The organism is Bradyrhizobium sp. USDA 3397, from assembly GCF_054060965.1.
Map to the genome: position 1 here is coordinate 2,260,307 of NZ_JBSSDS010000001.1, position 12,419 is coordinate 2,272,725.

The 12,419-nt window shown below is 65.4% G+C and carries 12 protein-coding genes; 5 read left to right on the forward strand and 7 right to left on the reverse strand.

Annotated features, from left to right (window positions below):
• Positions 1 to 28 precede the first annotated feature (28 nt).
• Positions 29 to 1,453, forward strand: coding sequence for a hypothetical protein (locus ACVWYQ_RS10755; protein ID WP_271537456.1), 1,425 nt, complete (start codon positions 29 to 31; stop codon positions 1,451 to 1,453).
• A gap of 127 nt (positions 1,454 to 1,580) precedes the next feature.
• Positions 1,581 to 1,934 (forward strand): ADP-ribosylation/crystallin J1, encoded by a 354-nt coding sequence (locus tag ACVWYQ_RS10760; protein ID WP_271537479.1) that lies wholly within the window; start codon positions 1,581 to 1,583, stop codon positions 1,932 to 1,934.
• A gap of 12 nt (positions 1,935 to 1,946) precedes the next feature.
• On the opposite strand, the gene ACVWYQ_RS10765 is transcribed toward ACVWYQ_RS10760, so the two are convergent.
• From ACVWYQ_RS10765 to ACVWYQ_RS10775, 3 genes are all read right to left on the reverse strand, one after another.
• Positions 1,947 to 2,306 carry a hypothetical protein gene (locus tag ACVWYQ_RS10765; protein WP_271537454.1) on the reverse strand — a complete coding sequence of 120 codons (360 nt, stop codon included), beginning with the start codon at positions 2,304 to 2,306 and terminating at the stop codon, positions 1,947 to 1,949.
• 203 nt (positions 2,307 to 2,509) lie between these two features.
• A complete protein-coding gene (locus tag ACVWYQ_RS10770) occupies positions 2,510 to 3,046 on the reverse strand; it encodes an AAA family ATPase (RefSeq protein WP_271537452.1) in 537 nt (178 codons plus the stop codon).
• A 7-nt stretch (positions 3,047 to 3,053) separates the two neighbouring features.
• Positions 3,054 to 3,497 carry an RbsD/FucU family protein gene (locus ACVWYQ_RS10775; protein WP_157280848.1) on the reverse strand — a complete coding sequence of 148 codons (444 nt, stop codon included), beginning with the start codon at positions 3,495 to 3,497 and terminating at the stop codon, positions 3,054 to 3,056.
• Between the two features lie 164 nt (positions 3,498 to 3,661).
• Between ACVWYQ_RS10775 and ACVWYQ_RS10780 the strand changes: the two genes are divergently transcribed.
• Positions 3,662 to 5,485 carry a caspase family protein gene (locus ACVWYQ_RS10780; protein ID WP_271537449.1) on the forward strand — a complete coding sequence of 608 codons (1,824 nt, stop codon included), beginning with the start codon at positions 3,662 to 3,664 and terminating at the stop codon, positions 5,483 to 5,485.
• 182 nt (positions 5,486 to 5,667) lie between these two features.
• On the opposite strand, the gene ACVWYQ_RS10785 is transcribed toward ACVWYQ_RS10780, so the two are convergent.
• The 4 genes from ACVWYQ_RS10785 to thiD all read right to left on the reverse strand — a co-directional run bounded on the left by ACVWYQ_RS10785 (position 5,668) and on the right by thiD (position 9,673).
• Positions 5,668 to 6,651 carry a threonine/serine dehydratase gene (locus ACVWYQ_RS10785; protein ID WP_157280849.1) on the reverse strand — a complete coding sequence of 328 codons (984 nt, stop codon included), beginning with the start codon at positions 6,649 to 6,651 and terminating at the stop codon, positions 5,668 to 5,670.
• 157 nt (positions 6,652 to 6,808) lie between these two features.
• Complete coding sequence (locus ACVWYQ_RS10790; RefSeq protein WP_404539664.1) at positions 6,809 to 7,852, reverse strand: glycosyltransferase family 4 protein; 1,044 nt, start codon at positions 7,850 to 7,852, stop codon at positions 6,809 to 6,811.
• Between the two features lie 13 nt (positions 7,853 to 7,865).
• On the reverse strand, positions 7,866 to 8,678 hold the full coding sequence (locus tag ACVWYQ_RS10795; RefSeq protein ID WP_128264429.1) for a UDP-2,3-diacylglucosamine diphosphatase: 813 nt from the start codon (positions 8,676 to 8,678) through the stop codon (positions 7,866 to 7,868).
• Positions 8,679 to 8,872: 194 nt separating this feature from the next.
• Positions 8,873 to 9,673 (reverse strand): bifunctional hydroxymethylpyrimidine kinase/phosphomethylpyrimidine kinase, encoded by an 801-nt coding sequence (gene thiD, locus ACVWYQ_RS10800; RefSeq protein ID WP_404539661.1) that lies wholly within the window; start codon positions 9,671 to 9,673, stop codon positions 8,873 to 8,875.
• 357 nt (positions 9,674 to 10,030) lie between these two features.
• Here thiD and ACVWYQ_RS10805 point away from each other — a divergent pair, with 357 nt between their 5' ends.
• Positions 10,031 to 11,974: a PAS domain S-box protein gene (locus ACVWYQ_RS10805; protein ID WP_456725610.1), complete on the forward strand. Its 1,944-nt coding sequence runs from the start codon at positions 10,031 to 10,033 to the stop codon at positions 11,972 to 11,974.
• Between the two features lie 101 nt (positions 11,975 to 12,075).
• Entirely contained in the window at positions 12,076 to 12,321 is a 246-nt protein-coding gene (locus ACVWYQ_RS10810) for an Lrp/AsnC ligand binding domain-containing protein (RefSeq protein ID WP_018642903.1), read from the forward strand.
• Positions 12,322 to 12,419: the final 98 nt, after the last annotated feature.

The following is a 12,419-nucleotide window of genomic DNA, read 5'->3' on the forward strand; positions in this document are numbered from 1 at the left end:
GCGCACTGATTTGCGCGACGAGATTGTCATGGCCAACGAAGCATTCGCCCTCTCGCCCATGTCTGCCCGCGCGGCCGCGCCGAACGAGCAGGATTACGAAGCGATCCGCGAAGCCTTCATGGAGACCGCGCGCGGCCGCTGGTTCCTCGGCGAATATGCCAAGCGCAACCGCAACGCCGACACGCGCATGGTGCTGGATGCGGTCGCGAAAATCGAGGAAACCCTTGCGGCACAGCGGCAACCGGTCGTCGAGGACCGCCTGCCCGAGGCGCTGGTCGAGATCCGCCGCGCCATCCGCGAGGCCGAGACGATCGCGCTCGCCGCGGTCGATCCCGGCGCGATCGAGGCGAGTCTCGCGCCGATCCCGCGCGGGGTCCGCATCATCAAGGAGATCTCCTGGCGCTGGCGCGAGATCGGCGCCGACGGGCGAATCTGCGACCTCATTGATTCGCAGCTCGCCTCGATCGAGGCCGCCTGCGGGCAGATCTCGACCCTCGATCCCCGCATCGAGCTCAAGGCTGCGTTCGATCTGCTGAAGGACCGCGTCGAGCAGCTCGACGGCGACGCAACGCCGCGGGCCGCTCCGGCCCAGGAGGCGGCTTCATCGGTCGCAGAAGCCTCGCCCGTCGAGACGGCGCCTGCGGCGATGGCCGGCGACGCACCCGTGGCTTTTACGGAGACGCGCGAAGAGATCGCAGCAGCTCCGGAACTCGATGCGGCCGTCGAAGCAACGGCGGCCGCTGAAACCGCCGCCATGGCCGAGCAGGCCATGGACGCCGCTGCCGCCGAGGGGATCGCGGCCGACAGCCGGATCCCTGCCGAAAGCGCGGCGCTCGAAAACGTCGCGCCTGATGATGCCGAGCTCGAAGCCGTCGCGTTTGAAGAGCCGGCCGCTCAGCCTGAGGCCTTGACGGAAGTCAGCGAGGAGTTCGCGCTCGACGCCGCAGCCGAGGCCGAGGACGAAGCCATCCTCGAGGCCATCGCGATGGAGATGGCCGCGCCCGATCCCGACTTCGACGAGATCATCGAGCCGGTGGAGATGGCAGCCGCGACGCCGGAGCCGGCGCTCTCGGATCTCGTGGCGCCCATTGCCACCGAACAGCCGGAGCCGGTCGCAGCCGAGCCTGTCCTCGCAGCCATCGCCGAAGAGCCCGCCGCAGACGCGCCGATCGCGCTGGACTCGCTCGCGCGCCTCACCGACGCCATTGCGGAAGCCGCCGCCGAAGTGATGGAGCAGCAGGCGCCGGCCATGGCGGCCACCGCATCAATGGCGGCAGCCCCGACCGCGACGCTGCCGATGCCCTCGCCCCTGCCCGCGTCCATGTCCGACGCCTCGCTCGGCGCCACCATCCTCGCCAGCGGCATCCTGCAAAAACCCCGCGCACCGGCCAACGACCCGCTCGCCCCGATCCGCCGCATGACCCAGGCCGAGAAGATCGCGTTCTTTTCGTAAGAGAGCGCGCACTCCCCAACCCCGTCATTGCGAGCGCAGCGAAGCAATCCAGGCTGTCTCCGCGGAAGGATTCCGGATTGCTTCGCTGCGCTCGCAACGACGACGCTCGATCTTGGACCTCACGCCCATGTCCCCCACCGAAGATACTCTCACCCTCTGGCGGCCCGTCGGTCCAAAAGAGCTGGAATTGATCCAGCAATCCGGCATGCGCGCGTTTCCGCCGCGCCTGCCTGACCAGCCGATCTTTTATCCGGTGCTGACCGAAGACTACGCCATCAAGATCGCGCGGGACTGGAATGTCCCGGCGAGCGGATCGGGCTTCGTGACCCGTTTCACAGTCAAGCGCAGCTTCATCGAAAAATACGATGTGCAGGAAGCGGGCGGACGTTCACATCTGGAGTACTGGATTCCGGCTGAGGAGCTCGATGCGTTCAATGCGGCAATCGTCGGCTTGATCGAGGTCGTCCGTAGCTTTCCCTAACCGCCGCGCGCCTCACCCGCAATTCCAGATCGGACCGATCGGCGTGCGCGTCCAGCACGGACCAAAGCTGCCGCCGTTGTAGCGGCCGCCGTTGAATCCGGGGCGGCCGAAATAGTGCCACTCGCCGTCCCAGCGATAAAATTGCGGAACCGGGTCGATGTACCAATGGCGCCGGTCGGCGCGCGACAGACGGCGCATCGCGTCTTTCTGCTTGTAGAGCGGGATGCTGTTGCTGAGCGGCTGCCGATAGCCCGGCAGGAAGCCGTAGCCCTTCCAGACCGGCTTGGGGCGCTTTTGCACGGGCTCGGCGGGTGCGACGGCGGGCAGCAGCGACAGGACGACAGCAACGAAGAGACACAGAAGGCGAGACATGAATCGACGATAGACAGGCGGATGCGAGAAGGCCACTCAAATTCGAGTGCGAGGTGCACTCCCTCTCCCGCTTGCGGGAGGGGGCTGGGGAGAGGGTGTTTCCGCAATGGGATAGCCCCCTAGAGGAGAAAGCCCTCACCCGCGCCTTCGGCGCGACCTCTCCCGCAAGCGGGAGAGGTTGCACCGAGCCCGTGGCAATCGATTCAACCTAAAGCCATTCTGCTGTAGCCCATCTTGTCGCGCACATGCGCTTCAACGCGGTCCAGGACATGATCGAGCGAACTCTCGGCCGTATCGAGCACCAAGTGCTCCCGATCCCACGGTTCGAAAGTCAGGCTCACGACGTCATCCCAGGTTGGAACCTTGTGACCGTCAATGTCGGGCAGCCGGTTTTCCACGCGCTGCCGGTGTAACGCCGGTTCGCTGCAAATCACTTCAATCTCGACGATGCCTGCGCCGGTTCGCAAGGCGGTCTGCCGCCATCCGGCGCGGCTTGCCAGCACGGGATTGACGCAGTCCGCGATGACGATGCGCCCGAGCTTGAGGTTTTCGGCGGCGAGCGTGTTGGCAACGGCATAGCCGGCCGCGCCGACGATGAGGCCTGCGTCCCGCAATGGCTGCTCGATCGCATCGATACGAAGATAGGTCGCCGCCAGCCTGGCGGTGAGTTCGCGAGCGATCGTCGTCTTACCGGTACCTGGAAGGCCGCCGAACACGATCAGTGAGGATGGATGCTTCATGATATTCCTAACCGATCACGCCCTTGCGGATCAGGAAGCAGCCATAGCCCCTGCTGTCACCGACCTGCACGACGCCAAAGCCTGCCGCTGCCGCGCAATAGAAATCGGGACGCGCGAGCTTGCCGGGCGTGACCGGCCGGCCAGCCGCACGTGCGATCTCCGCGAGCACCGCGCGCTGCACCTCGGGCACGCGGTCGGGATCGTCGACCGGCATCATCACACGCACCGGATCGGGATCGAAATTGTCGAGCGGATAGACCGACATGATGGCCCGGATGGCAGTTTCCATCGTCATGCCCGGCAATTGGATCAGGCGCTGCGACGAGGTGCTCTGCGCGATCCGGGTGGCGGGGTGATTGGCGTCGACGAACACGAGGTCGTCGCCATGGCCCATCGCGGCGAGCAGCCAGAGCAAATCGGGGGTGAGGATCGGATCGATCGATTTCAGCATGTGGCGGAGTTCCTCCCAATCGATCGCTAACCATACAGGTTCCGAGCGTGATTCAGATCACGGAGGCGAGCATGGTGACTGGGATCACGGACCGCAAGGCTCGAACGCAGCCAAGCTTGGCCGCAACCAATCTCGCATCGAGATGAGTGCCAAAGGAGCACGCCATGTTCCGCCTAAAGCCCTTTTTCATGACGGCGAGCCTGTTGGGAAGCCTGTTCGGCTTCGCCTGCGGGCCCGTTTCCGCGCAAGTCGCCCCGGTGCAGCCTGCCCCCACCGCGCTGCAAGGCCCGGAGCAGCGGGTGGCGCTGGTGATCGGCAATGCCAACTACCAGAACGCGCCGCAGCTTGCGAACCCCGACGATGACGCCCAGTCGATGGCGCAGTTCCTGAACTCCGCCGGGTTCGAAGTGGTCGCCGCGACCGACTTGACCCAGAACGACATGCTCCGCGTCGTCCAGGACTTCTCCGCCAAGGTCGCCTCGCGCGGTCCGAACACGGTGGCCATGGTCTATTACGCCGGTCACGGCGTGCAGCTCGCCGGCGAGAACTATCTCGTTCCGGTCGACGCCAAGGTTTCCAGCCCGACCGAGCTGGTCAACAATTCGCTGCGCCTCGTCGACGTGATGTCGACGCTGGAGACGATCCCGAGCCGCATGCGCATCGTCATCCTCGATGCCTGCCGCAACAACCCGTTCCCTGAAATCAACGACGCCGGCCGCGGCTTGGCAATCGTCGATGCGCCGAACGGCTCGATCGTCGGCTACTCGACCGCGCCAGGCGCCGAGGCGCTCGACGGCACCAATGGCCACAGCCCGTACACACAGGCATTCCTGAACGTCGCGCGCGAGCCCAACGTGCCGATCGAGCAGCTGTTCAAGCGCGTGCGCCTGCAGGTCAACCAGACCACCAGCGGCGCGCAGATTCCGTGGGAGAGCTCCTCATTGACGAGCGACTTCACCTTCTTCGGTGACACCGCCGTTGCCGCCAACCGCGCGCCGGTGAAAGCGCCGGTCGTGCAGATGGCCTCCAATTTGCCGAGCCGCTCCACCCGCCAGGCCTATGACTACGTCGTGTCCGAGGGCCGGCCGGAGTACTATCAGGAGTTCATCCGCATGTACCCGCACGACCCGCTGTGCGACCACATCCGCTGGCTGCTCAACAACATCCTGATCTCGCAGGCCTGGCACAAGGCGGTGCTCGCCAATTCCCCGCTTGCCTACAAGAGCTTCTATGACAGCTACGGCAACAGCCCCTATGCGCAGGTCGCGCTGAAGCTGCAGACGCAGCCGAAGCAGATCCCCCTGATGCAGGCGACCAAGTTCCTGGCGCCGCAGACCCTTGCTCCGACGATCAAGATCGGCAATCTCGGCCAGCCCAAATACATGCCGCTGATGCAGCAGGGCAATGGCGCGCAGATGAACGGCAATTTGCCGGTCGTGCAGAAGCCGCTCGACGGCAATGTCGTCGGCAAGCTCGGCAATGGCGGACAGATCGTCACCCTGCCTGCCGGCAATAACCAGCCGAACCCGCAGAACGGCACGCCGCCGCAGACCCCGAGCAAGATCGTCACGCTGCCTGCGCCGACCAACACGATCAACGGCAAGGTCGGCATTGGCAAGATCGTGACCCTGCCTGCGACCAACAAGCCGCAGAACGGCGGCAACAATGCCGGCAACGGCTCTCCGCCCAAGATCGTGAGCATGCCGGTGAATGTCGGCAAAGGCGGCACCAAGATCGACGTGAAGCCGGTCAACGTTCAGACGCAGAACCAGCCGATCCGCGTCAACAACGGCAACACCGGCATCGTGAGGCCCAACATTAGCCCAGTCAACAAGGTGCAGGTGCAGACCAACGTGCAGACGAGCCGTCCGCAGCTCAACACGGTGCCGAACCGCATGGTCAGCAGCAACAACAACTTCCGGCAGTCAATGAACCAGGCGCCAAGCATGAACAATGGCGGCAACCGTCGCGGCGGCTTCACGCACTGATTGGGCAAGAAGGAAGGTGCGCTCCCTCCCCCGCTTGCGGGGGAGGACTATCGCAATGAGATGTGGGCCATGGGCACCAACTCTCTCTACGTCGTCATGCCCGGGCATGACGGCCTCTCGAAATTCGAATGCGATTGCCCTGCCCACGCGGTGGACTGCGGCTCACACCGTTTCAGCCAAAGTCAGGCCACCAGCTCCGCGAACAGATCCGCATCCACATTGCCGCCTGACAGCACGATGACGACGTTCTTGCCGGCCACATCAAGGCGGCCCGCGAGTAGCGCAGCAAGCCCCACCGCGCCGCCGGGTTCCACCACCAGCTTCAGCTCGCGATAGGCAAAGGCGACCGCCGCGCCGACTTCCTTGTCCGACGCCGTGACGCCGCGCGCCAAGAGCTTGCTGTTGATCGCAAACGTCATCTCGCCCGGCATCAGCGCCATCAGCGCATCGCAGATGGTGCGGCCGGCTGGCGGATGCGGCTCGCGATGGCCTGAGCTGAGTGAAATGCCGTGATCGTCGAAGGCCTCGGGCTCGGCGACCACGATCTCGGCTTGCGGATAGCGCGCCTTCACAGCGGTCGCGACACCCGCGATCAGACCGCCGCCGGAGGCCGGCGCCACCACGATGTCGGGACTGAGGCCAAGCGTTGCCATGTCCTCGGCGATCTCGCGGCCGGCGGTGCCCTGCCCTGCGATCACGAAGGGATCGTCATAGGGTTTGACTAGCGTCGCGCCGCGCTTCTCGGCGATGCCGCGCGAGATCGCCTCGCGGTCCTCGTTATAGCGATCGTACAGCACGACCTCGGCGCCGTAGGATTTGGTGCGCTCGCGCTTGGACAGCGGCGCATCGGCGGGCATCACGATGGTTGCCTGCATGTCCAGGATCTTTGCCGCCGCCGCCACGCCCTGCGCGTGGTTGCCGGAGGAGAACGCGACGACCCCGCCGGCGCGCTTGTCCTGCGGGATCGAGAACACCTTGTTGAAGGCACCGCGGAACTTGAACGAGCCGGTGCGCTGGAGCATCTCCGGCTTCAGGAACACTTTTGCACCGACGCGCTCGTTGAGCACGGGGAAGGACAACAGCGGGGTGCGAATGGCGTAAGGCGCGATCACGCGCGCTGCGGCATCGATGTCGGCAGGGCCGACCGGAAGGGCCTGTTCGGTCATGGCGGAATGTTATCGCGGCCGATCAGGCCCGGGCAAGACACCTCCGCGAGAGGATTTCCCCATAGCGTTTTCGAGCGAAGTGGATCCCGGTTCGCGTGAAGAAAACGCGTCAAAACAAGAATCTAGAGCTATTTCGATCCATCGGATCGAGATAGCTCTAGGCGACTTGGCGCGGCTGTTCCGCGGCGGTCCGGCCGGGCAGCACCGCCCCGACCGCCAAAATGCTGTCGATAAAGACCGTTGCCGAGGCCTCCCAGGTGTAATTGGCGGCAAAGGCGACGCAGTCCTGCCGGGAGATATCGAGCGCGGCGAAGCAGGCATTGCGCAGATCGTGATCGAGCGCGCCGACCGGCGCATCGCCAATCACGTCGCGGGGACCCTTCACAGGGAAGGCCGCGACCGGCAGGCCGCTGGCGAGCGCCTCCAGCAGCACCAGGCCGAAGGTGTCCGTCTTGCTCGGGAACACGAACACGTCGGCGGCCGCGTAGATATCCGCCAGTTCCTCGCCGTGCTTCTCGCCGAGGAAGATCGCATCGGGGTAGGCCTCTTCCAGCGAGGCGCGCGCCGGGCCGTCGCCGACGACCACCTTGGTGCCGGGTAGGTCGAGGTCCAGGAACGCCTCGAGATTCTTCTCGACTGCGACGCGGCCGACCGACAGGAACACGGGTGCCGGCAGGCAGAGATCGATGACGCGCGGGTGGAACAACGTAGTGTCCACGCCGCGCGGCCACAGCACGACATTGTCGAAGCCGCGCTCGGTCAGTTCGCGCGCGAGCGCCGGCGTCGCCGCCATCACGGCGCGGCTGGCGCTGTGGAAGCGCCGCAGCGCCCGCCAGATCAGCGAGCCCGGCACTGGCACGCGGGCGCGGACATATTCGGGAAAGCGGGTATGGAAGCTGGTCGTGAACGGCAGCTTGCGCTGGCGGCAATAGCGGCGGACCATCAGGCCGATCGGCCCTTCGGTCGCGATGTGGATGCTGTCCGGGCGCGCCTCCTCGATCAGCCTTGCGATCCGGGCCGGGCGCGGCATGGCGAGGCGCACGTCGCGATAGCTCGGCATCGCAAAGGTGCGGAACGATTGCGGCGTCAGGAACGTGAACTCGACGCCGAGCGCTTTTGCAGCATCAGCGAGCTTGGTCAGCGTCCGAACCACACCGTTGACTTGCGGGTGCCAGGCGTCGGTCGCGACCAGGATGCGCATCAAGTGGTCCTTGTTATGCAGCTCTGGCTGCGACCTGTGGCACCTGCTCCGGCTTCCGCAACTGATCCGCCCAGGTGATGATCTCGAAATGGCCGTCGTCATGCTCCACCAGGGCGGTGCAACTCTCCACCCAGTCGCCGCAATTCATGTAGCGGATGCCGCCCTCGTCGCGGATCACGGCGTAGTGGATGTGGCCGCAGATCACGCCGTCGGCCTGGTGACGCCGCGCCTCGGCGGCGAGCGCCTGCTCGAACGCGCCGATATAGTTGACGGCGTTCTTGACCTTCTGCTTGGCCCATTGCGAGAGCGACCAATAGGGCACGCCGAACAGCCGGCGGAAGAAGTTGACCAGGCGGTTCATCTGGATCGCAAAATCGTAGGCCTTGTCGCCGAGATGGGCGAGCCAGCGCGCGTTCTGCACCACGAGATCGAAGATGTCGCCGTGAATGACGAGATAGCGCTTGCCGTCGGCGCCGGTATGAACCGTGTTCTCGACCACGTCGATGCCGCCGAAATGCGTGCCGTAATAGTTGCGCAGGAACTCGTCGTGATTGCCGGGAATGTAGATGACCTTGGCGCCCTTGCGCGCCTTGCGCAAAAGCTTCTGGACCAGGTCGTTATGCGATTGTGGCCAGTGCCAGCTCGATTTCAGCGCCCAGCCGTCGACGATGTCGCCGACGAGATAGATCGTATCGGCATCATGGTAGCGCAGGAAGTCGAGCAGAAGATCGGCTTGTGAACCGCGGGCTCCGAGATGGACGTCGGAGATGAACAACGTGCGAAAGCGCCGCTCCGGGCTCTCGTCACTCACATCGTAACTTCCCATGCGCCAGCCTGTAACAATGTCCCGTGACAGCGGGATGACCGATTGAACCCTTGAGGCACTTTCAAATACGAATCACGCCTTGCCTCGCCCTCCCCGCGAATATCAGTCGCATGCGACAATCAGGCGACATGGCGCCGCAGGGTAGGTGCGCTCCCTCCCCGCTTGGCTTGCGGGAGAGGCGAAGCAAGCCCGCCTCAGTAGAACTTGTGGAAATGATGGATCGGCCCGTGGCCGTGGCCGACGCTGAAGCGGTCGGCGGCGGCGATCGCGGCGCTGATCCAGGTCTTGGCGTTGCGCACGGCGGCCTCGAGGTCCTCGCCCCTGGCCAGCCTCGCTGCGATGGCGGAGGACAGCGAGCAGCCGGTGCCATGGGTGTTGCGGGTGGCCACACGCGGCGCGGCAAGCGCGATCGCGGTCTCGGCAGTGACGAGATAGTCGGTGCTCTCGGCGCCCTCCCCGTGCCCGCCCTTGATCAGGACGGCGCGGCAGCCCAGCGCCAGCAGGCGGCGTCCCTGGCTTTCGATCTCGGCCTCGCTCGCCGCCACCGGCGCATCGAGCAGGGCCGCAGCCTCCGGCAGGTTCGGCGTGATCACGGCAGCCAGTGGCATCAGCCTGGTGCGCAGGGCGTCGACGGCCTCCGCGGCGAGCAGGCGGTCGCCGGAGGTCGCCACCATGACGGGATCGAGCACGACATGCCGCGGCGCCCAGCGGGACAGCGCGGCCGCGATGGCATCGATGCTGGCGGCCTGGGCCACCATGCCGATCTTCACCGCACCGATGTCGAGGTCGGAGAACACCGCGTCGATCTGCTCGGTGACGAACCCGGCCGGCACCGCGTGAATGCCGGTCACGCCGCGCGTGTTCTGCGCCGTCAGCGCCGTGATCACGGAGGCGCCATAGACGCCGAGCGCGGCAAAGGTCTTCAGGTCCGCCTGGATGCCGGCGCCGCCGCTCGAATCGGAACCGGCGATGGTGAGTGCGACCGGGGTCGTCATCGCGGGAGACATGTGTTTGAGGAGGCCGCCATGGCCTCTCGTAGCGCGACTGTGGAACGTCAGCAAGCGCGCCGGGCCGCCGCCAGGCGTGATTCGCGAACCGATTGCGCACCTTGCGAATCAGTCGGACACCGCGCGGACCAGGGCCCGCAATGGTGCGGACTTGAAAATGCAACGGCGCCGGACCCTTGCTATAGTCGCGTACCTTAGCGTGCTTCGCCGGTGACGCGAGACGTCAGGTGGTGGAACCGTCCGGCGCCCCCATGTTGCGGGCCGCCCGGCCGCGCAAGCCACCTGAACAAGACTCCTTGGGGTGGAACGATGTGGGCCTTCTTCGAACGTCTCCTCGACTCGTCCATGCTGTCGCCGCACGGCATCTGCCTGTTGTGGGAGCCTGAGCTGATCTGGCTTCACGTCGTTTCCGACGCCAGCATTGCCGCCGCCTATTTCTCGATCCCGTTCGCCCTCGCCATCCTCGTCACCAAGCGGCGCGACCTCAAATTCGGCTGGGTCTATTGGGCGTTCGCGATCTTCATCATGGCGTGCGGCCTGACCCACGTGCTGTCGATCTACACGCTCTGGGTTCCGATCTATGGCATCGAGGGCATGGTCAAGGCCGCCACGGCGGTCGCGTCGGTCTTCACCGCCGCCGCGCTCTGGCCGCTGCTGCCGAAGATCCTGACGATCCCCTCGCCGTTCGAGCTGCGACAGGTCCAGGCCGCGCTCGAGGAGGAGGAAATCAAGAGCCGCGACGCCGCGCTGCTGCTGCAGCAGGTCCGCGACGCCCAGCGCGCGATGCGCGAGAGCGTGGCGCGCCTCACAGCGATCGTCGAGACCGCGGTCGACGGCGTCATCCTGCTCGATGCGGAGGACCGGATCCTGCTGTTCAATCCGGCCTGCGAGCGCTTGTTCGGCTACCGTGCCGACGAGGTGATGAACCGCAACGTCGGCATGCTGATGCCCGAGGCGGATGCGGCGCCCGACCGCCAGGCGCGGCATTTCGCGACCGGCGGCGAGGCCGTCGGCCTGCGCAAGGACGGCACGACGTTTCCGATGGACCTGTCGGTCGGCGAGGCGCGGCAGGACGGCGAATTGATCTTCGTCGGCATCGTCCACGACCTCACCGCGCGCAAGCTGACCGAGCAGCAGCTTCAGCAGGCGCAGAAGATGGAGACGGTCGGTCAGCTCTCCGGCGGCATCGCGCACGACTTCAACAACCTGCTGACCGTGATCATCGGCAATGCCGAGCACCTGAGCGAGCAGCTCAAGGCGAGGCCCGACCTCGGGCGCTTTGCCGACGACATCTGCCAATCGGGCGAACGGGGCGCCGAGCTGACGCAGCGCCTGCTCGCCTTCAGCCGCCGCCAATTGCTGCGGCCTCAGACGATCGATTGCCGGAGCCTGCTCGATTCCATGTTCAAGCTGCTCAAGCGCACCTTGCGCGAAGACATCGAGATCAGGACGACCTCCGGGCCCGGCACGATCCTGGCCTTTGCCGACCGCGCCCAGCTCGAATCCGCCGTGCTCAATCTCGCGCTCAACGCGCAGGATGCCATGCCATCGGGAGGCCACCTCACGCTGGCCACGGAGCTGGTCACGATCGAAGATGATGACGGTGCCGTTCACCGGGAGGTCGCGCCCGGCAGCTACGTCCTGATCGCGGTCACCGATGACGGCGAAGGCATGACGCCCGAGGTCGCCGTACGCGCGTTCGAGCCGTTCTTCACCACCAAGGAGGTCGGCAAGGGCTCGGGCCTCGGCCTCAGCATGGTCTACGGCTTTGCCAAGCAATCAGGCGGCCATGTCTCGATCTACAGCGAGGCTGGCCTTGGGACCACGGCCAGGATCTACCTGCCGCGCGCGAGCACCGGTAGGTCGCAAGCCGATCTTCCCGACGGCGAGGACACGGCGCCGCGAGGCTACGAGACGGTCCTGATCGTCGAGGACGATCCGTTCGTCCGCTCCTCCGTCATTCGCAGGGTGGAAGCGCTCGGATATCGCGTCGTCGCTGCGGTCAACGGCAAGGATGCCTTGCACCAGTTGCAGGGCGATCCCGGCATCGACTTGCTATTCACCGATATCGTGATGCCGGGCGGCATGAGCGGCTGGGAGCTCGCCGATCAGGCGCGGCGTGTGCGTCCCGGCCTGCCGGTCCTGTTCACCTCGGGCTACGCGCTGGAGGCCCTGGTCGAGCAGGGCCGCGCGCAGGCGCGAGCGGTCGTGCTGACCAAGCCGTACCGCAAGGTCGAGCTCGCCCAGCGGCTGAGGGATGCATTGGCCGCCGCAGCGGTCCCATCCTAGCATCGCGCCCGAAGCGCCTCGAATGATCCAGCAAGTTCGCTTGCTAAATCCAGCCGGTTTTGGCCTATTAGCCGGAAGAATACGCTTTCGGAGTGCCCGCGATGGTTCCTTTTTTCGTTCAGATCAAGTGCAAGCTCGGCCAGTCCTATACGGTGGCCAATGCGCTTGCCGAAGCCGAGATCGCCTCCGAGATCTACTCCACGGCCGGCCAATACGACCTCCTGGTGAAGTTCTACGTCGACAAGGACACCGACATCGGCCACTTCGTGAATGAGAAGGTGCAGGTGCTGCCGGGCATCCAGGACACTCTCACCATCATCACCTTCAAGGCGTTCGGCACCGGCTAAAGCATGATCCGGAAAAGTGCGAAGCGGTTTTCCGGAAAGATCATGCGTAAACAACAACCTAAAGCGCGATGATGATTCATCCCAATCTCATCGCGCTT